We start from the raw sequence: 21,460 nt of genomic DNA, 5'->3' as shown, positions 1-21,460 counted from the left end.
CATCGAAATAAAGAAAAGAAAAATTTAATTGCTTTTATTGGATTTTTGTGGATTATTGTAACTTCATTCCTTATTTTTGTAAAATATGAAAGAACAGGTAATTTTAGTAGATACAAACGACCAACCAATTGGTTTAATGGAAAAAATAGAAGCACACGAAAAAGCATTGTTGCACAGAGCGTTTTCTGTATTTGTGTTTAATGAAAAAGGAGAGTTAATGTTGCAACAAAGAGCAGCTTCTAAGTATCATTCGCCATTATTGTGGACCAATACTTGTTGCTCGCACCAAAGAGATGGAGAAAGTAATTTAGAGGCAGGAAAAAGAAGGTTGCAAGAAGAAATGGGCTTTACCACAGATTTAAAAGAAGTTTTTTCTTTTATCTACAAAGCTCCTTTTGATAATGGATTAACAGAGCATGAATTGGACCATGTAATGGTTGGTAAGTTCGACAATGCACCCAATATTAATAAAAACGAAGTTGAAGATTATAAGTGGATGACTTTAGAGGCTGTAAAAAAAGATATGGAAAAAAATCCTGAAATTTATACAGAGTGGTTTAAAATAATTTTTGATAAATCTTACGAAAAACTTACAAATGCCTAGAGTTACTGTTCATAGAAAAGCGCATTTTAATGCTGCACATAGATTGTATAGAAAAGATTGGAGTGACGAGAAAAACTTTAAAATTTTTAATAAATGTAGCAATCCGAATTTTCATGGACACAACTACGAATTAATTGTTTCTTTAACAGGAGAGATAGATAAAAAAACAGGTTATGTATTTGATTTAGGAGTTTTAAAAGATTATATAAAATTGGAAATTGAAGATGCTTTTGACCATAAAAATTTAAATGTAGAAGTTCCTGAGTTTAAAGATTTAAACCCTACTGCAGAGAATATTTCTGTTGTTATTTATAATAAATTAAGAAAACTATTGCCTAAAGATTTAGAATTAGAAATTACGTTGTACGAAACACCACGTAATTTTGTTACCTATTCTGGCTAAATTGTAACTTGCAAACTTTTTGTTTTTTATTATGATTTATAAAAACTATATTTGAGGTACATTTTGAATGACTAGTATTATATTATATTGGGGGATAGAATATATACCTGTAAAAATTCAAAAAAGAAAAAGTCGTGACTTAAATCACGACTTTTGTTTTATTGGCTTATAAACTCTAATCCTTTTGTTTGCTAGGAGTTTTCCATACTGTGATACACATTTTGTACATCGTCATCTTCTTCTAATTTTTCTAACAATTTTTCTACATCTGCTTGTTGTTCTTCATTCAATTTTACTGTTGTTGTTGGAATTCTCTCGAAGCCAGAAGAAAGAATTTCGATGTTATTGTTTTCAAAATAAGATTGTAAAGCACCAAATTGTTCGAAAGGGGCATAAATAATAACACCTTCTTCGTCGTCGAAAACTTCTTCAACTTCAAAATCTATTAATTCTAATTCTAATTCTTCCATATCCATAGTAATATCTTCTTTTTTTAAGGTAAAATTACAGGTATGGTCGAACATAAAAACGACAGAACCAGAAGTTCCTAAGTTTCCATCGCACTTATTAAAAGCAGCTCTAACATTGGCAACAGTTCTATTGTTATTGTCTGTGGCCGTTTCTAAAAGAATGGCAACTCCATGAGGTGCATAGCCTTCAAAAAGAACTTCTTTATAGTTTGCAGTATCTTTATCGGTTGCTTTTTTTATGGCACGTTCTACGTTGTCTTTAGGCATATTGGCAGCCTTCGCATTTTGTATAACAGCTCTTAAACGTGAGTTTGTTTCTGGGTTAGGACCTCCTTCTTTTACTGCCATCACAATGTCTTTACCAATTCTGGTAAATGTTTTAGCCATTGCAGACCAACGTTTCATTTTTCTTGCTTTTCGAAACTCAAATGCTCTACCCATTTCTTGTGAAATTTTAATTATTAACCTCGCAAATGTAAAAATTTGATTGCTGTTTAACAATTATTTAAAGACAGTTTTTCTTTAAAATATACCTATTAGTAGGTATAGAATGTCTTAAGGTGTTAAATACCTTTGTTGTATAACTTAAATACCTTTTTATTATGAGAAAAATTACTTTTTTACTTTTTGTATGCTTTACTGTTTCAATTATAGGGCAAGACAAATTAACATCTAATGTAAACCAATATTATGATGGTGTAAATTGGGTAAACAATAGCAGATTAACTTATATATATGATGCTAATAACAATTTGACTGAAGAAGCTTATTTTAGCTGGAACAGTATAAATGCTACATGGGATTTAAATGGTAGAGAAACTTATACCTACAACAATCAAAATAAAATTATTACAGATACTTATGAAGGTGTAGATTCTTCAGGTAATCCTGAAGATGGTTTTAGAACAAACTATACTTATAATAGTAATAATCAAATTATAGAATCCATAGATCAAGAAAAAATAAACAACGTTTGGGTAAACAAATACAGAAACACTTTCACATATACTAATAATAAAATTACAGGTTTATTATCGGAAGAATGGAATGGGTCTTCTTGGGTATTGGTTACAGAAGGTTCTCAAAGAGATGCTTCTTCTAGAGTTGTGGTTAACTATGGTTCCAATAATTTAGTTTCAGAATATACTTATGAAAAATGGAATGGATCTTCTTGGGAATTAGATGGTAGAGATACATACTCTTATAATTCAAATAACAAAGTAATACAGAATATTAGTCAAGATTGGAATGGAACTTCATACGTGAATAACTATAAAGCTGAATATACATACGATGCTAATGGTAATTTAGTTTTAGAAAAAGATTTTGATTTTGATAATGGTGCTTTTACCAACAGTTACGAAGAGAGTTATGCCTTTGATACGAGTAAATTAATGAGCTCTATTATAAATCCTTTTAAAGATAGAACAGGTTTTGCCTCTTTAAGTGGAGAAAATAATAGTTTTGTAAATAAAATAATAAGTTCTTCAACAGGAACAAATGATAGAACAATATATTACTACAATGGAGCAACTGCAAGTGTAGAAGATTTTGCTAGTTTAAATTTTAAAGCATATCCAAATCCAACAAATGGTGTTTTTACACTTGATACTGCAAACTTAGAAGTAGAAAAAATAGAACTATTTAATATTTTAGGAAATAAAGTTTTTTCTACAAATCAAAAACAAGTAGATATTACAGCTTTATCGCAAGGTTTTTATTTGCTGAAAGTTCAAACAAAAGAAGGGAAAATTGCCAGTAAAAGAATTATAAAAAATTAATTCCTCCACAATCTTGAAGCTGTCTCGAAAGTATTAAAATTTATCATTTCGACTGTAATGGAGAAATCTTATTTGTTGAATACTTGTCATTTCGATTGTAATGTAAAAATCTTATTTACTGATTTTCAGTATTTTATATTTTTCAAATTCGTTCAAAATAACCGTTAAATTTACTTTTGTGACAGCCTCATTTAATTAATTGATACGATTGTTTTGCAATCTCAATTTCTTCATTGGTAGGAATTACAAGAATTTTTACTTTTGAAGTCGATTTTTGAATTTCTCGAATTTCTTTAGAACGAATTTCATTTTTAGCTTCATCTACATCAATTCCTAAAAAATCTAAATTTTCGCAAGCTAAACTTCTCATAATTGCTGAATTTTCTCCAATTCCTGCAGTGAAAACGACGGCATCCAATCCATTTAAAATAGCGGTATAACTTCCAATATATTTTCGAATTCTATAACCCGCTAAATTTAATGCGTTTTGGCAATCTTCATTTCCCTGTTCAGCTTTTTCAGATATTTCTCTTAAATCAGAAAAACCAGTTAAACCTTGCATTCCAGATTCTTTTTGTAATAAAGTATTTACTTCCTCAACAGTTTTATTCAACTTTTTCATCAAAAAGAAAATAACAGATTGATCAATATCTCCAGAACGAGTTCCCATAATTAAGCCGTTCATAGGGCCAAAACCTAAAGAATTTTCAACGCTTTTTCCGTTTTTAATGGCACTCATGCTACATCCATTTCCTAAATGGATGGTAATAATTTTTTTTGAATTTGCTTTTCCCAAAAACGCAATCGCTTTTTCTGAAACATATTTATGACTTGTGCCATGAAAACCATAGGCTCTAATTTTATAGGTTGATAAATATTCGTTTGGAATCGCATATTGATAGGCTTCTTTGGGCATGGTTTGATGAAAAGAAGTATCGAAAATGGCAATTTGTTTTGCAGAAGTAAAAATAGTTTCTGCAATTTCTATTCCTGTTAAATTTGCAGGATTATGTAAAGGTGCCAAATCGAATAAATCTCGAATATTGTCTTTAACTTCTTGTGTAACAACCACAGTTTCGTTGAATTTACTTCCACCATGAACCACTCTATGTCCAACTGCTTTTATTTCATCAACAGCATTTAAAACACCAATTTTTTTGTCTAATAAGGTTTCTGCAATTTTTTGTAAACCAATCTTATGATTCAATATTGGTAAAATTTCTTGGTGTTTTTCATCATCAATTTCATGATTAAAAATAGCGTCTTCCATTCCAATTCTTTCCACCAAACCAACACACTTTACATGTTGCGAAGGCATTTCTATCACTTGATATTTTAATGAAGAAGAACCTGCATTTAATACTAAAATATTCATACTTATTGTTGATTTGCTTGAATGGCCGTTAATAAAACGGTGTTAAAAATATCATCTACTGTACAGCCTCTACTTAAATCGTTTACAGGTTTGTTTAACCCTTGTAACATTGGGCCAATAGCCAAAGCACCAGTTTCTCTTTGAATGGCTTTGTAGGTATTGTTTCCTGTATTTAAATCAGGAAAAATTAATACAGATGCTTGTCCTGCAACTTCAGAATCTGGCATTTTTGTTTTTGCGACAGACATATCTACTGCTGCATCGTATTGTATTGGACCCTCGATTTTTAAATTAGGCATTTTTGCTTTAGCCAATTCAGTCGCTTTTCTTACTTTTTCTACTTCTTCGCCTTTTCCAGAACTTCCAGAAGAGTAAGATAACATCGCCACTTTTGCAGGAATACCAAATGCTTCAGCAGATGCTGCTGAAGAAATAGCGATTTCAGAAAGTTGTTCTGCATTTGGGTTTGGGTTCACAGCGCAATCTCCCATTACAGAAACCCTATCTGACAAACACATAAAAAATACAGACGAAACTACAGAAACTCCTGGTTTGGTTTTAATTAATTGTAAAGCAGGTTTTATAGTATGCATTGTGGTGTGCACTGCTCCAGAAACCATTCCGTCTGTCAAACCATTTAAAATCATTAGCGTTCCAAAATAAGAAACGTCTCTGGTTAAATCTGCGGCAGTAGTTTCTGTCATTCCTTTGTGTTTTCGTGCTTCAAAAAGGGTGTTTGCAAAATCTTTGTTGTAAATAGAATCTTCTGGATTTAGAATGTTTAGTTTGTTTAAATCTATTTGAATGCCTAATTGGTCGCATTTTAATTGAATGGTATTTTTGTCGCCCAACAAGGTTAAATCTACAATATCTAATAGTTGCAAACGAGCTGCTGCTGTGAGAATTCTTTTATCATCTCCTTCTGGCAACACAATATGTTTTTTATGAGTTCTTGCTTTTTGCAATAAATTATATTGAAACATGCTTGGCGTCATTCTAACAGATTTGTGAGAAGTTAAAATGTTTGTGAGCCCTTCTGCATTTACAAATTTATCAAAGGTGTCTAATGATAATAATATTTTTTTATTATGAGTTGCGTAAATTTTTGATTTTACATCACCAATTTTGTTAGAAACATTAAAAGTACCACCATCAACAGAAATAATAGGCACTGTAGATTGCACTCCTTCAATTAATTTTATAATAGATTCTTCTGGAATTAAAGTTCCTGTTAAAATAATTCCTGCGATTTTTGGATAGTTTTTAGAAGCATTTGCTTGCAAGGCACCTAAAATAATATCGGCTCTGTCTCCAGGGGTAATTACCAATGCATTTTCTTTAATTCTTGTTAAATAATTTCGAAGTTGCATGGCTCCTGTGCTGTAACTCCCAATGGCATTGTCTAAAAATTGTTCTCCGAATAAAACACGTCCATCTAAAGCTTTTACAACTTCTTTTACAGTTGGAAAAGCTAAAAAATCTACTTTCGGAATAATGTCTATTTGAAGTTTGTCTGGAAAATTTTTAATGAGTTCTTGTCTAATATAATCTACTTCGTCTATTTCTATTTTATTGGCAATAATTCCAATAACATCCACTTCTTTCTGAATAAAAGCATTGTAAGAAAGTTGCATGGTATTGATAAAATCTTTCTTCTTTTTTCCGTTTCCAGAACCTACAATTAAAGCAGGAATGTTTAAGTTTTTTGCGATCATTAGGTTTACATCTAATTCTGTAAAACCACCATTTCCTGCAAAATCGGTTCCTTCTACTAAAACATAATCGTAATTTGCTTCTAGCTTTTTATATTTTTTTATTACATGATGAATCACTTTATCTTCTTGCCCTTCACTTAAAAGTTCTACAACTTCGCTTTGTGTATAAGCGTAGCAATCTTTATAATTAATTTCTAGGTTAAAAAAATTGATGGCAGTATTGGTGTGTTCGTCGTAACCATTCGCATTTATTTCGTTAATAATGGGTCTAAAATAGCCCACTTTTGAAGATTTTGTTAGCATCATTCTTAAGATTCCTAACGATATTAAAGACTTACCACTGTCTTGTTCTACTGTGGCAATATATATGGCTTTGCTCATGTTTTATTGATTTGTTTTGCAAAAATAAGAGATAAAAAAATGACGAATACTGATATTCGTCATTAATTCCTGATAAATTTTGTTGTTTGTTTTATAATACCTCGCAACTATCAAACAATTCTCACACAATTTCCATCCATTTTGTCATGCTGAAAGCATCGTCTCCAGTTTGCGTGAGACGTTTACAGCGTGACAAATTGTGTGGGTGTTGGTTTTTGTAGGGTTTTTAGACAGTTTCCACACAATTTCCATTCACTTTGTCATGCTGAAAGCATCTTCTCCAGTTTGCGTTAGACGCTTACAGCGTGACAAATTGTGTGGGTATTGGTTTCTGTAGGGTTTTTAGACAGTTTCCACACAATTTCCATTCACTTTGTCATGCTGAAAGCATCTTCTCCAGTTTGCGTGAGACGCTTACAGCGTGACAAACTGTGTGAGTGTTGGTTTCTGTAAGGTTTTTACACAGTTTCCACACAATTTCCATCCATTTTGTCATGCTGAAAGCATCGTTTCCAGTTTACGCGAGACGCTTACAGCGTGACAAACTGTGTGGGTGTTGGTTTCTGTAAGTTTTTTACACAATTCTCACACAATTTCCATTCACTTTGTCATGCTGAAAGCATCGTTTCCAGTTTACGTGAGACGTTTACAGCGTGACAAACTTTGTGGGGGTTGGTTTATGTAAGGTTTTTACACAGTTTCCACACAATTTCCATTCACTTTGTCATGCTGAAAGCATCGTCTCCAGTTTGCGTGAGACGCTTACAGCGTGACAAACTTTGTGGGGGTTGGTTTCTGTAAGGTTTTTACACAGTTTCCACACAATTTCCATTCACTTTGTCATGCTGAAAGCATCGTTTCCAGTTTGCGTGAGACGCTTGCAGCGTGACAAACTGTGTGGGTGTTGGTTTCTGTAGGGTTTTTAGACAGTTTCCATACAATTTCCATTCACTTTGTCATGCTGAAAGTATCGTCTCCAGTTTGCGTGAGACGCTTGCAGCGTGACAAACTGTGTGGGTGTTGGTTTCTGTAGGGTTTTTTAGATAGTTTTCACAGAATTTCCATTCACTTTGTCATGCTGAAAGCATCGTCTCCAGTTTGTGTGAGACGCTTACAGCGAGACAAATTGTGTGAGAAGTTTGTTAGTCTAACAAGAACCCTACTCAAAGTAATGATTTAAAAACTCCATTTTAGGATTTTTTTCTTTGATAAGATTTATTTTCTTTTTTCTCAACAGGTTCTTTATCTCTTTTTCTCTTGCAATAGCTTGTTGAATCCATCCAAAATGTTCAAAATATAATAAATAATGAACGTTATATTTTGAAGTAAAACTTTTTGGATTTAATTTTTCTTTATGTTGTTGTAGGCGTAGTTTTAGATTATTCGTTACACCTGTGTAAAGTACTGTTTTGTACTTATTTGTAATGATGTAAACATAAAAATTGTAGATACCTTCTGTATGCTCTATCATAGTAACTTTTGATTGTGTATTAATTTATAACTATGTTTTTCTCTTATACTGAAAAAGCATCGTCTCCAGTTTGTTTGAGACGCTTGCAACGAGACAAATTGTGTGGGTGTGTGTTTTTTAGGGTTTTCAAACAATTTTCACACAATTCCCATTCATTTTGTCATGCTGAAAGCATCGTCTCCAGTTTGCGTGAGACGCTTACAGCGAGACAAATTGTGTGAAATTAATGTGAATTATTTAAACCTGTAAAACGCCCATATTAAATTTCTTTTCGATAGGAGCGTGGTTGGCAGCTTCAATTCCCATAGAAATCCACGTTCTAGTATCTAGTGGATTTATGACTGCGTCTGTCCAAATTCGTGCAGCTGCATAATAAGGTGAAACTTGTTTGTCGTAACGCGATTTTATTTTATCAAATAACTCAGCTTCTTTTTCTGGAGTAATTTCTTCACCTTTCTTTTTAAGTGAAGCTGTTTCTATTTGTAGCAAAACTTTTGCAGCTGAATTCCCGCTCATAACTGCTAGTTCAGCAGAAGGCCACGCAACAATTAGTCTTGGGTCATATGCCTTACCACACATGGCGTAATTTCCTGCTCCATAAGAATTTCCAATAACAATGGTAAATTTTGGTACTACAGAATTACTTACCGCATTTACCATTTTGGCACCATCTTTTATAATACCTCCGTGTTCTGATTTTGAACCTACCATAAACCCAGTAACATCTTGTAAGAAAACCAAAGGTATTTTTTTCTGATTGCAATTGGCAATAAAACGTGTAGCTTTATCTGCAGAATCGTTATAAATAACTCCCCCAAATTGCATTTCTCCTTTTTTTGTTTTTACCAATTTTCGTTGATTGGCTACAATACCCACAGCCCAACCATCAATTCTGGCATAACCTGTTAAAATGGTTTGTCCATAGCCTTCTTTGTATTGTTCAAATTCAGATTTATCTACCAAACGCTTTATGATTTCTAACATATCGTACTGTGCGTTTCTTTCTCTTGGTAAAATTCCAAAAATATCGTCTTGTTTTTCTTTTGGCGGAAAAGATTCGGTTTTGCTAAAACCAGCTTTGTCGTAATCACCAATTTTATCGACAATAAATTTTATTTTATCTAAAGCATCTTTATCGTCTTTGGCTTTATAATCTGTAACGCCAGAAATTTCGCAATGTGTAGTGGCGCCTCCTAAAGTTTCGTTATCAATAGATTCGCCAATGGCAGCTTTTACCAAATAACTACCCGCCAAGAAAATGCTTGCAGTTTTATCTACAATTAAAGCTTCATCGCTCATAATTGGTAAATAAGCACCACCAGCAACGCAGCTTCCCATTACTGCAGAAATTTGTGTAATTCCCATACTACTCATTACTGCATTGTTTCTAAAAATGCGTCCAAAATGTTCTTTATCTGGAAAAATTTCGTCTTGCATTGGTAAATACACGCCAGCAGAATCTACTAAATAGATAATTGGCAACTTATTTTCGATAGCTATTTCTTGTGCTCTTAAATTCTTTTTTCCTGTAATGGGAAACCATGCGCCTGCTTTTACAGTAGCGTCATTGGCAACCACAATGCATTGTTTACCTTTGATGTAGCCAATTTTTACGACAACACCTCCAGAAGGGCAACCACCATGTGCTGCATACATATCTTCGCCAGCGAAAGCACCAATTTCTATGGATTTCGCTTCTGAATCTAATAAATAATCAATTCTTTCACGAGCTGTCATTTTGCCTTTTTCGTGAAGCTTGTCAATTCTTTTTTGACCACCACCTAATTTTACTTTTACGAGCTTTTTTCGTAAATCGGATGCTAAGAGTTTATTGTAATCTTCGTTTTTATTGAAGTTGAGGTTCATAGGAATGCGTTTCTTAATTTTCAGCTAAATTAAGAAATATTCTTGTGAAACCCATAACGAGATTTTTGATGTTGTTATAATTTTTTTTTTAAATTTACACAAAAACTTGAAAGGGTTTAATACCTCTCTTTTTATTTTCTAAGTAATGAAAAATTTCCTTTTTTATGAATTGGGGGTTTAGAAGTATCTGTGGGAATTAAAACGATATTGTACCAATAGGTTCCAGAAGGAAGTGTTTTGCCATTAAATGTTCCGTCCCAACCACGATTATCAATAGGAAATTGTCCTATTAAATTTCCATATCTGTTAAAAATAGTTATGTTGCTGTTTAGATATAATGTGTTGTTAACGCCCTTAATTTGCCAATAATCATTTTTATCATCATTATTTGGGGTAAAGAATTTTGGAAACTGAAGTACAGAAATTAATAATTCAGATGTTCCACAGCTATTTTTATTTTCTGCGATTATTTTATAAACACCACCGTTAATATTATCGAAAATGTTGCTGTCTTGAAAGTTTCTGACAAAAACTCCATTTTCTCTTGTTAAAGCATAGCGATATTCTTCTACAGAATTTGGATTTTTAGGAATGTCTATTTGAACACTTAAATTGTCTGAATTTCCAGAAGCACCGTCTTTTATAGTAATAAAACTTTCGTCTAAAGGCGTAATATTAGACTCTACTACTGTAATTGTTCTTTCTCTACTGCAAATTTTTTCATTTGCACTTGATGGAATTGTAGATGCTTTAACGGTATATTTTCCTCCCTTATTAATTTCTTGAGTAATGGAATTTCCTAAAATAGTATTGTTTTCGTCTCTCCATTCGTAGCTATAATTTTCAGCAGGATTTTCTGCTTCTACTGTAAAAGGAATGTTGTTTAAACAAATAATTATAGGTTCTTCTGGTGCTTCACCAGTTACTGAAAACTTAGGAATTTGGTTTACTTTTAAAAAGAGTTTTCCAATACCTTCACAATCGTTATTATTTTTATTTTTTATTTTGATGTAAATGGTTTGATTGAAAGCATAAGAAGGGTGGTTATTATTTCTATGTTTAGAAATATCTAGAATCGGATTTGTGGCAGCGTCTCTATCTTCTGGTGTTTCGTAGAAAAAAACAAGAATATCATTTGGAATTGTAGAAGCATTTTTTATTTCTTGTTCTGCACTGCTAAAATCAAAATTAGAGATGCCATCTCCGTCAGAATTATTTCCAGTGTCATCTAATAAATCGTCACATTCTTCAAAAGTTGTATTGTAAGCAACATTTCCTGCAAAAGAAGCTGTAATTTCAATTTTAGAAATGGTATAACAACCAAGTTCGGATGTTGTTCTTACCCATGCTTCAGCAGTTCTGTTAACAGGATATTTTTCTTTGTCTGCGACTTCTGGAGATCCTAATTCAGCACTATTTTCATCAGCATAATAGGTGAAAATTACATTTGGGTCTGTTGAAATGTTTATTTCGGCTTCTGTTAAATTTACAGTTGTGTTTTCGCTAGCATCGTCTGCACATTGTTTTAATTGCACAATGTTATTTAAGATGATTGGTTTTGGATTTACCGTTAAAGTAATAGCCCCTGAAATTTTCCCACAACTGTTTCCTGTTTTGTTTAAAACCACTCTAAATTGATATTGATTAAAATCGGTAGGAGTATTTGAAATTTCTATTTTTTCGCTATTTACGTTCCTAAAAGTTGCGCCACTTAAAATTGAATTTTCTGTAATATTAGAAAAGTTAGCACCATTATCTGTTGAAATTTGCCATTGAAAGGCATCTGCATTGGATGTAATTTCTATTTCATTGGTTTCGCCTTCACAAAAAGTAGCATTATTAAATTTGGCGACCTCAATTTTTGCTTCAATTCTGTAGTTATTGTTAGGATTTGTATATCCATCAGCATTATTGATAACTTTTCCATTGGCATTAATATTAAAAGGAGTCGCATTTAAAATTCCAGAACCATTTCCTGTAAAACCAGCTTCTGTAACATCAAAACAATCGTCGTTATCTGAATCTAATTCTACAAAATTTGCCAAATTATCGGTATCTGTATTTGCAATTATATACTTTAAAGAGAGTGTTTTTATTGTTAAATTATTTTCTAAAGCATCTGCTAATCCGTTGTTATTGCTGTCTGTAAAATTATCAACAAATCCATCGAAATCGGTATCTAAATTGTGGTTAGCTTCTGTGGAATCGAAAATTCCATCATTGTCGGAATCGATATCTAAGTAATTTTTAATTCCGTCATTATCGCTGTCTAAATTGGTTGTTATGGTGTCGAAAATATCGTCTAAACCATCAGAATTTGTATCAGTATTTGTTAGTGTTACTGTTTTTCCTGCAGCATCGTATAGATCAGGAATTCCATCATTATCGGAATCTAAATCGAACATGTCTTCTATACTATCGTTATCTGAATCTAAAGAAAAACAAGTCAATTTAATATTTCCGTTAAAAACGGATGGAGTTGTAAGAGAATTTGAGCGATGTTCAAAAGTAATCTGATTTACTTGATTTGCGACAAAACTAAAAGTAGCAGTACTTCCAGAAAGTGTTGCTGCGTATTTGAACTTAATTTCAGAAGCAGAAAATTGTGTATTTCCAGATTCAAAATCACCATCTAAATTACTGTCAATTAAAAGCTGATTATCGGGGTCTAAAAGTGTGATATTTTTATTGTTTGGGCCCACTCTAAGAATAAAAAATTCGTCGGTATTAGAAGTATGTGTTTCAGTGGTATTTTGTTTAAAAATAAAATTAATATTCTTATTGAAATTAATTTCATAAATACCTTCTGAGCTTGTGCCTGTGTTTACTGTTGAAGTGAAATTTCCATTAACATTTCCAACAAAAGTATTTCCAGATCCAGAAATATTTCCAGTTGTAGTGGTGTTTGTAGAGTTGTTATTAAAAATAATAACTGGAGCAGAAATTGTGGAAATATCTAAAGTTGCATTTCCTTTAGATTCATCACAATTTAAAATTCCGTCATTGTCTATATCTACATCTAAATTGTCGATAATTCCATCTTTATCATAATCATCAGGACAAATACTTACGGGAATTTCGATAGATTTCCAAGAGCTAACAATGGTGCCATTACAAATTATTTTTGCTCTTAATTGATATTTTCCTGGTAAAGTTGGCATTATTTCTGTTGTTGTATTTGTAGTAGTTACAAAACCAGTTCCATCATCAAAAAACCACTCGAATTCATCAAAAATAGCATCGTTGGCAGCTTTTAATTTTAAATCGTTTCCAATACAATTTCCAACAGTAGAAATAGAAGTATCGAAATTAACTTCAGGAGCAGATGGAAAACCAGAGTAGAAACTCCCAGAACTTGCATTCGTATTGGAATTAAAATAGGCACAATACAATTCGTCTGTACTTTCTATAATAACATTATCATTTAGACCCGTTAATTTATAAGTTACATACTCAGAATTGCCACTTACGTTAAAAGGTCCGTTAACATTAACAGTAGTTGGTTGGTTGTCTATTGGTAAGTTATTTATATTAACAGTTGCAGTTTTGTTAGTTATAATAGAAATGCCTCCTGTAAATACTAATCCACCAATTTTATCTATTTTTGGTATATTTATTACAGCTTTTCTGTTCTCACAACTTAATGGTGGTACAAAAAACATTCCTTGGTTGGCTTCTGCAGGGTTTCCTGAATTGTTTAAACCTCCAATTCCTTGGTATGCAAAAACTTTTTCAGAAGTTTGTATGTACATGTTATTATTAGAACTGTAATTGTTTCCGTCAATTGGATAATATTCTCCTGCATCTATTGTTGCAATTGGGCTTGAATTTCCGTTAACAAAAATGTCTGTATCGTTTGTGTGAGCAACAATAAGTATTTTTTCCCAATCATTATTTCCGTTTCCACGAACAAAAATGTATTCTGTACCTACTTTAGAAACATCTACAATTTGGTCTAATCCATAATCTCTTCCATCTCCAGAACCAAAACTACCATTTGCAGATCCTACATTTACAACTATGTCTTTATTAGAAATAATTAATGTTCCTATTAAACCATCTTTGTTTATTTCGTTATCAGATGCATTGGTAGCAATAATATAACTTTCGCCTTCATTTAAAGTTGTAGAGATTGAAGATGTTCCAGTATTTGACGAATTTTTAATTAAAATCCCTGCAGTTAAGTTAGAAAAAAGAACATTTGTATTGTTCTGTGTTGCCATTACAGAAATAAAGTTTAGGTAATTAGTTTGTGGGTTTTCGTTTGTGTACATTCCTGCCCTAAAAGTGGTTCCTAAGGCAGCTGCACCTTTGCTAACCAAGGCTCCAGCTTGTGGGCCACTAGTAGCTCCAATTGGACCACCTGCATTCATTCTTACAGAAACATAAATAACATCATCTGCTTCAATAATATACCCTTTATTTTTATGAACAACATTTGTTTGACTAGAATCTACAAATAATTGTCCATCTCCATTATCTAATGAAATTATTTGTGGATCTACTCGTGAAACTGTTCCTGTAATATCAGTTACACTTCCAATCTTTTTAATCCTAAAAGAAATATTTTCATTTTTAGGAGTTGAAATATAAAAATACTGGTCATTAGGATTCGCATTCCCTCTTTCGGCATATGTTAAAGGCGGAATAAAATGTTTCTTGCTCAATTGCGCATAAAAAGCCCCAACATTTATAAAAATGAAGAGAGCTAAAAAAATGTATTTTTTACGAGTTTGCATCGTGGCAATATAGTAACAATTGATAGATTTTTTTTAAAATAATAAACAAACACGAATATTTTTATCAAATTCATAAAAAAAGAAAAAATCTTGTAACAAACCATCAAAAAAAGCTACAGATAGTATAAAGTATTTTGTTATAATTAAAAAAAATTAACGAAATTGCTTCACTTAAAAAAAGGTTCAACTTAAAAACGAAATACAAATGGCAGATGACTTTGACTTATTAGAAACAAATTCTACAAAAAAAACCGAAAAGGTAGATGTAAATTGGGGAAAAGCGATTGATACAATGAAATCTAAATTGTCTCAAGAAGAAGACCCAGAAAAGCGCCAAAAAATATTAAATGCAACTTTAGATGATGTTGTAGATATGGCAAAACAAGACAGAACTACTTTGTTAGATGCCATTAAAGATTTAACCGATTATCAAGACGAAGTTGGTATTAAATTCGAAGGTTTTTCGGCATTAAATGCAGAAGAACAAAAAGTAATAGACGATGCTCAAAAAGCATTAGAAAGAGCAAGAATCGAATTAGAAGACGCAAAAAGCAAACCAGATACTTGGTGGAATAATTTGTGGGGAAGAAAATCTAAAATTAAAAGAGAAGAAGCAGAATTTGCACAAGCAGAAAAAGTAAGAGCAGGCGCAGATAATAAAGCAAAAGCAATGTTTCAAGAGCGAATAGAGAGTGCAGATATTCAAACTTTATTGGGCGAACTTTCTTTTAAATCTCAAGCAGCAGTTACTCGTTTAAAGAATAGAGAGGTAGAGATTAAAGAAGTAGAAGAAAAACTAAAAACAGCGATTGTAGAAGCTTCCAAAAACCATACAAAAGCGTTAGAAAAAAAGAAAGAAGTAGAAGATAAATTAGAAGAGCAATATGCACTTTTAAAACAAGCACGCCAAGAATTAGATGAAATAGCAGACAAACAATCTACAGCCTATTCAGAGGCCATTGGAAAAGTAACATCAATTGAACAAAAAGTAGAAGAATTAGAAGGATTGAAAAATGCATATACAACTTTGGCAGCCAGTAAAGACAGTTTTGTGCACAAACACAATTTAACCATTAAAGTATTAACTTCTTTGCGTTCTAATTTACAAACACACAGGGCAAAATTAAAGAGCGATACAGAAGAAAGATTAAAATATTACGATGGTTATATAGTAGCCTTAAAAGCAAGAACTGATCAAGAATTTGCGGCAATTTTAGAGCATTTAGGTGTAAAAACAGATGAACATATCGGAGAAACTTTGGCTTCTATGCATTCTGCAAGCGCAAGAGCACGCCAAGATATGATGGAAAATATACCCGTTCATGAAAAAGTAATGAAAGGTGTTTACAGTACCTATGCAGAGGCATTACACGAAATACGTGAGAAAGATGTAGATATTCAAAAAAACTTTGCAGATAGATATGGAATCGATATGAAAGAAATTTTTGAAGATTATTACAAAGCAGATGCAAATGCACCTTCTGGAAATGATGACGAGCCAACTGTAGCTCCAAAAAAAGAATCTTCAAACGACGATTTATTGTCTTAAAAAAGTATTCAGTTTACAGTCATTAGTTAAAATTAATTATAAATTGATGACTGATGACTGATGACTGAACACTGCCTACTGAAGACTGAAGACTACCTACTGAATCACTAGCTCAAAAACACATTTCAAAATAAAACAATGTTTTTAAATAAACTTCGTAAATATAAATTATATTTGTAAAAAATAAATATAAAATGGCAACATTTACATCATCATTACCAGACCATCTTCTAGAAAGATTGTCTAATTTGGCAAAAGAATTACAGTTACCAAAAAACAGGTTATTAGAAAAAGCGTTAGAATTGTACTTAGAGCAATTAGAAAAAGCAAGCTATATAAAGTCTTATAAACAAGCTGCTTTAGACAAAGATATTTTGTCGATTGCAGAAGAAGGAATGCAGGAGTATTTTAACGATATTAATAAGATATAACCCAAAATGAAGCAAGGCGAAATTTGGGAGTTGTATTTAAATCCGACAAAAGGAAGTGAGCAAAGTGGAAGAAGACCCGCAGTAATTATTAGTGGAAATATGTTAAATGCATATTTACAAGTGGTTATTGTTTGCCCTTTAACAACGAGTATTAAAAATTATAAAGGCAATCTTATTATAAACCCAAATGAAATAAACGGACTTGAAAAAACATCAGAAGTGTTAACTTTTCATGTTCGGTCTGTTTCAAAAACCCGGTTAGATAAAAAAATTGGTAAAATTTCTTTAAAAGATGTTGAGGTAATTAAAAAAACTTTAAACGATATTCTTAAATTTTAAAAATGATTACAACACCTTTAGATTCTGCACTTTTAGATTCAAAAGAACAATACGTTTTTTACCATAAAATGGTAGATTTTGTCTTAAAAGAACTCATTGTAAGCATTCAGCAAGAAAAATTATGCAGTCAGCAAGAATTGCTAATTTTTAAGCAATATTCCGATTTACTTTTATATTCCATTGAAGCCATGCGTATTAAGTATATGTATGATGAGGAAGATAACATGAAAGTCGATTTAACAGATTCTGGTTTTCCTAATTATTTAGAATTCCGTTTTTTGTACAACGATTTGGCATTAAAAAACGAATACATTCACAAATTAACAGATATCGATTCTTTAAAAGAAGAATTTTTAGACACCTTATTAAAGAAAAAGCAACCTGTAAGAAGAGATCGACTGTTTCAAGCAGCATCTATTGTGTATTATAAATCTGTGGATCAACAATTAATCTTCAACAGATTTGTACAAGGTAAAATTTTAGATGCTCCAAAAGATGCTTCCTACGAATATATAACAAGTTGGAGTTTTTATGATGTAAGTCATAACAGGCCCTTCATTTGTTATATGTATTTTAATTACGAAGGAAAAAATGCATTAAAAGATAAAGAAAAAATTTATCAGGTCTTAAAAGAAAGTGCAGATAGGCAAATGCCTTTAGATACCATGGCGTATAATATTGATCGAAAACTACCTGATATTCAGCCAAAACACATCAAAAGAATCGATTTAGGACCCTTTCATAATGTATTTGCAAAAGATGAAAATAAAATAACACACGCTATTTTAAGCGGAATTTCAAAAAAAGAAATTCCTTTAGAATCATATGCTTTATCACTAAAAATAGATGAAGTTTTCTCTGGAGAAACTTTTACAGAAGGTGGTTTTTTTTCGAAGCAGACTTTACAAAAATGGAGTGAGGTTATCAAACAAAAATATGTTTTTGCACCTCACAGAATCATTCAATTATTGCACAATAGAACTCCAGAAGTACTGCATAAATTAGCGAAAAGCCCGATTGAAGTGAGCTCTTTAAAGTAAGCAGTCTTCAGTTAGCAGTTTTCAGTCAGTTTGTTTGTAAAATAAAAAAGTCGAATAAATAAAAATAAGAAAAAACGAAATAGCAGTTTAAGAAAGTAGAGTTAGATTACCAACTGAAGACTGCCGACTGAAGACTAAAAAACAGAATACTAAAAACATGAGTTTTAAAAGTTTATTAGCATATCAAAAAGGCTTTGCATTGGCAATGGAGATTTTTCAGCTTACAAAAACTTTTCCAAAGTCTGAATTATTTAGTTTGACATCACAAATTGTTCGTTCGAGTCGTTCTGTATGTTCAAATATTTCTGAAGGTTATAGAAAAAGGCAATATGAAAAATATTTTAAAAGTAAAATTTCTGACGCTGATAGTGAGAATTCTGAAACTCAATTATGGTTAGACTTTGCAGTTGCTTGTGAATATATTTCCGAAGAAAAGAAATTAGATTTACAAAGCAAAAGTGAAGAAGTTGGAAAACTTTTAAACTATATGATGAATAATCCCGATAAATTTAGGTAATGATAAGTAGTTGGCAGTTTTTAGTTAGCGAGGTTGTAAAAAAAAAGATTAAAAAATATAAGTTAAAGAAGAAAAATTAACAAGCAAAGTAAGAACAGTAGAGTAACTGCCTACTGTAAACTGCAGACTGAATACTAAAAAAATAACAAGCAGAGTAAGAAAAGCATAGTAAACTGCTAACTGAAGACTGCTTACTGAATACTAAACAATGGAACACAATTCAACTTTCCCAATAAAACAAAACGAATTAGACATGCTTCGCGATGAAGCTTCTGGCTATTTAAAATCCATTCAATGGGAACAAAGTAATAGAGCAAAAAACAAAGATAAAGACGCTAAAGACGATTCCATTTTACTGTATTTGTCAAGAGCAAATAGCGGCAGTAATGTAGAAATTACATCCGTTTCTAAAACTATTTTAAGCTTAAAAAAACGTTTGTTACCAGATTCTATTGCAATTCCTGTGTATTTAAATCAGACTTTATATGCTGTTCAAGAAGGAATTACATTAGGAATTTGGATAAAAGATAGTTATTACGATGCATCAGGTTTATCAAGTTTAAACGAACGGAAATCAGCTTTAGGTTCTAGTGGAAAAAGAGAATTTGAAAGTAAAATGCAAACCGCAACTGCATTTCAATTATTTGCAACTGCGTATAAAATTTTACACGATTTAAAACCTCATTGTTCAGACGATTTATCGGTAATGAAGCAAAAGTTTGCAGGCATTCCAGAAGTATCTTTTACTTCACCTTTAAAGGGAATTGCCTGTGCATTATTTTATTTCGACAAATATTTAGGGCATCCAGATATTGTAAAGACAGACAAAGATGTAATCGATTTTACAGTGGTGTATTTTGAAGCGTTTATTGATGAAATTCAGCTTCGAAAAAGCACCTTAGAATATACAGAAACCATTTTAGACAGAACCTATAAATTAGAAAATAGCGATTTCGCAGTTTCTGGTTGGGAGAATGTTTTTTCTGGGACTGCAAAAAGTGTGGAGTTTAATAAAATTCAGTTCGAGCAAATTGTTGGAAATAAAGATGCCAAACATTTTGCCCGTAGATTAACAGAAAGAATGTTGAGCTACGATTTTGATGCAAAGAAAAATCCGTTTCAAGAATTAGGAGGTTTTATGCCCGTTTTTATGGGTTATGGAATTCCAGGAACAGGAAAAAGTATGCTAATTGCGGCGATTGCAACTCGTTTAAAAGAACATTCAGACAATTTAGATATTCCGTTTTTGTTTCATCCAATGCCAGATACTTTAATCAGTACTTTTCAAGGAGGTTCTGCAGAAAAAATGGTAGAATGGATGAAGCCAATGCAAGACCCCACAAAATTAATTTTTGCGCCCATTGACGATGCAGAAAATAATTTACAAGAAAGAACAGCGCAAGGCGTTTCAGCAGGAGTAAAAGAAGTTATAGGCGTTTTCTTACGTTATACAGAAGGTGCTTATGCCGTAAATTATGGAAATTCCTCAATAGGTTTATTTACGAATTTACCAGAAATGTTAGACAAAGCTGTAATTTCTCGTGTACAAGGACGATTTAAAATTGATGGTGCAAGAACAAAACACGACTTTTTAGACCAAGATTATATTTGGTGGAAGAAATTTGATAAAACCATGCCCAATTTTGTAAATATGCAAAACCCAGAAAATTATCAATATTTAAAAGACCAAGGTTTGGCAAAAAGCATGGGAGATATTTTAAATTCTGTAGAAAAACCTTCCGAAGAAAGAGTTTTGCAAGCCTATGATAAAGCCGAAAAACAGCATAAAACCAATCAGCATTTATTTTTTGCGAGTTTGTATAAAGAAATTCAGCAAATATTTCCGTTTTTTTCTTCAAGAGATGTACGTAACATTCAGTCTGCAATTTCCTTACGATTAACAGATTTCGATTTAGAACCAGATTGGTTCGAAAATCCAGAAATCTATTTTAAGAAAGACTACGAAACAAAGTTTCATATGTTGCAAGAATTAATGAAAGCCAATATGAAAGGGTTGGATTTTTCTGAAATTAGAAGACAAGAAGTGGTAAGGTATTTAGACAATGTTGCAACCATTGCAGATACCGATTTTAAGAGAAAAGTAGATGCAAGAGTCAATCAATTAAATATCGATTTAGAAGCGAGAAAAACATTTAATGAAGACAGATAACAAAATTAAAAACGTAACCTCAAAAGTACTTTCCAATATTTGGGCAAAGTTAGAACAAGTTAGTTTCGATTTTACCTTTAAAAATGGAAAAACAACACGTTTAACACACGAAGTGTATGGAAAAGCAGATGGAGTTGCAGTTTTATTATACAATCCAACCACGAAAAATGTAGTTTTATCCAAGCAATTTAGAATCCCCATGTATGTTGCAGGTGTTAAAAACGGATTTTCCATAGAAGTTGTTGGAGGTTCAATCGATAAAAACGAATCGCCAGAAACAAGTGTGATTAGAGAAACCAAAGAAGAAATTGGGTATAATATTTCTGAAATCGAAAAAGTAAGTACTGTTTTTTTATCTCCAGGCTTAATGCGAGAACAAGTTCATTTATACATTGCCAAATATACCAATGAAGATAAAGTTGAAAATGGAGGAGGTTTGGCAGAAGAAAGTGAAGAAATTACAGTTTTAGAAACCTCTTTTCAAACAGCTTTAAAAATGATAGAAAACCAAGAAATTATAGATGCAAGAACCATTATGTTATTGTATCATTTGAAAGTGAAAGGATTAATATAGTAAACAAGACCTTATAGGTTTTTAAAACCTGTGAG

16 protein-coding genes are annotated in these 21,460 nt (G+C 31.9%); 10 read left to right on the top strand and 6 right to left on the bottom strand.

What is annotated here, in order from left to right:
• The first annotated feature begins 85 nt into the window (after positions 1 to 85).
• Together idi and JL193_RS02420 are read left to right on the top strand one after the other, a co-directional pair.
• Positions 86 to 604: an isopentenyl-diphosphate Delta-isomerase gene (gene idi / locus JL193_RS02425; protein ID WP_207972319.1), complete on the top strand. Its 519-nt coding sequence runs from the start codon at positions 86 to 88 to the stop codon at positions 602 to 604.
• The gene (locus tag JL193_RS02420; RefSeq protein ID WP_207972318.1) at positions 597 to 1,007 is read left to right on the top strand and encodes a 6-pyruvoyl trahydropterin synthase family protein; all 411 of its coding nucleotides are present in this window, start codon (positions 597 to 599) and stop codon (positions 1,005 to 1,007) included. Before idi ends, JL193_RS02420 begins: the two co-directional genes overlap by 8 nt.
• 191 nt (positions 1,008 to 1,198) lie before the next feature.
• Here JL193_RS02420 and JL193_RS02415 read toward each other — a convergent pair whose 3' ends face one another.
• Positions 1,199 to 1,918, bottom strand: a complete 720-nt coding sequence (locus JL193_RS02415) for a YebC/PmpR family DNA-binding transcriptional regulator (protein ID WP_207972317.1) — start codon at positions 1,916 to 1,918, stop codon at positions 1,199 to 1,201.
• A gap of 161 nt (positions 1,919 to 2,079) precedes the next feature.
• Here JL193_RS02415 and JL193_RS02410 point away from each other — a divergent pair, with 161 nt between their 5' ends.
• Entirely contained in the window at positions 2,080 to 3,258 is a 1,179-nt protein-coding gene (locus JL193_RS02410) for a T9SS type A sorting domain-containing protein (RefSeq protein ID WP_207972316.1), read from the top strand.
• A gap of 187 nt (positions 3,259 to 3,445) precedes the next feature.
• Here the strand turns inward: JL193_RS02410 and JL193_RS02405 are convergent, their stop codons facing one another.
• The 5 genes from JL193_RS02405 to JL193_RS02385 all read right to left on the bottom strand — a co-directional run bounded on the left by JL193_RS02405 (position 3,446) and on the right by JL193_RS02385 (position 14,733).
• Positions 3,446 to 4,633: an acetate/propionate family kinase gene (locus JL193_RS02405; protein ID WP_207972315.1), complete on the bottom strand. Its 1,188-nt coding sequence runs from the start codon at positions 4,631 to 4,633 to the stop codon at positions 3,446 to 3,448.
• 2 nt (positions 4,634 to 4,635) lie between these two features.
• The gene (gene pta, locus JL193_RS02400; protein WP_207972314.1) at positions 4,636 to 6,729 is read right to left on the bottom strand and encodes a phosphate acetyltransferase; all 2,094 of its coding nucleotides are present in this window, start codon (positions 6,727 to 6,729) and stop codon (positions 4,636 to 4,638) included.
• 1,159 nt (positions 6,730 to 7,888) lie between these two features.
• Positions 7,889 to 8,200: a GIY-YIG nuclease family protein gene (locus JL193_RS02395; RefSeq protein WP_207972313.1), complete on the bottom strand. Its 312-nt coding sequence runs from the start codon at positions 8,198 to 8,200 to the stop codon at positions 7,889 to 7,891.
• Positions 8,201 to 8,437: 237 nt separating this feature from the next.
• Positions 8,438 to 10,066: an acyl-CoA carboxylase subunit beta gene (locus JL193_RS02390; RefSeq protein WP_207972312.1), complete on the bottom strand. Its 1,629-nt coding sequence runs from the start codon at positions 10,064 to 10,066 to the stop codon at positions 8,438 to 8,440.
• A gap of 131 nt (positions 10,067 to 10,197) precedes the next feature.
• The gene (locus JL193_RS02385) at positions 10,198 to 14,733 is read right to left on the bottom strand and encodes a T9SS type B sorting domain-containing protein (protein WP_207972311.1); all 4,536 of its coding nucleotides are present in this window, start codon (positions 14,731 to 14,733) and stop codon (positions 10,198 to 10,200) included.
• 277 nt (positions 14,734 to 15,010) lie between these two features.
• On the opposite strand from JL193_RS02385, the gene JL193_RS02380 reads away from it, so the two are divergent.
• The 7 genes from JL193_RS02380 to JL193_RS02350 all read left to right on the top strand — a co-directional run bounded on the left by JL193_RS02380 (position 15,011) and on the right by JL193_RS02350 (position 21,425).
• Positions 15,011 to 16,354 (top strand): microtubule-binding protein, encoded by a 1,344-nt coding sequence (locus JL193_RS02380; protein WP_207972310.1) that lies wholly within the window; start codon positions 15,011 to 15,013, stop codon positions 16,352 to 16,354.
• 194 nt (positions 16,355 to 16,548) lie between these two features.
• The gene (locus tag JL193_RS02375; protein WP_207972309.1) at positions 16,549 to 16,785 is read left to right on the top strand and encodes a ribbon-helix-helix domain-containing protein; all 237 of its coding nucleotides are present in this window, start codon (positions 16,549 to 16,551) and stop codon (positions 16,783 to 16,785) included.
• A gap of 6 nt (positions 16,786 to 16,791) precedes the next feature.
• Entirely contained in the window at positions 16,792 to 17,124 is a 333-nt protein-coding gene (locus JL193_RS02370; protein WP_207972308.1) for a type II toxin-antitoxin system PemK/MazF family toxin, read from the top strand.
• 2 nt (positions 17,125 to 17,126) lie between these two features.
• Complete coding sequence (locus JL193_RS02365; RefSeq protein WP_207972307.1) at positions 17,127 to 18,164, top strand: hypothetical protein; 1,038 nt, start codon at positions 17,127 to 17,129, stop codon at positions 18,162 to 18,164.
• Between the two features lie 157 nt (positions 18,165 to 18,321).
• Positions 18,322 to 18,681 carry a four helix bundle protein gene (locus JL193_RS02360; RefSeq protein WP_207972306.1) on the top strand — a complete coding sequence of 120 codons (360 nt, stop codon included), beginning with the start codon at positions 18,322 to 18,324 and terminating at the stop codon, positions 18,679 to 18,681.
• 208 nt (positions 18,682 to 18,889) lie between these two features.
• On the top strand, positions 18,890 to 20,851 hold the full coding sequence (locus JL193_RS02355) for an AAA family ATPase (protein WP_207972305.1): 1,962 nt from the start codon (positions 18,890 to 18,892) through the stop codon (positions 20,849 to 20,851).
• Complete coding sequence (locus JL193_RS02350; RefSeq protein WP_207972304.1) at positions 20,838 to 21,425, top strand: NUDIX domain-containing protein; 588 nt, start codon at positions 20,838 to 20,840, stop codon at positions 21,423 to 21,425. The genes JL193_RS02355 and JL193_RS02350 overlap by 14 nt, the downstream gene beginning before the upstream one ends.
• Positions 21,426 to 21,460 lie beyond the last annotated feature (35 nt).

The sequence above is a fragment of the Polaribacter batillariae genome, from assembly GCF_017498485.1.
Classification (GTDB): domain Bacteria; phylum Bacteroidota; class Bacteroidia; order Flavobacteriales; family Flavobacteriaceae; genus Polaribacter; species Polaribacter batillariae.
Note: the sequence above shows the minus strand (reverse complement) of the source record. Positions and strands in the feature narration are given on the sequence as shown.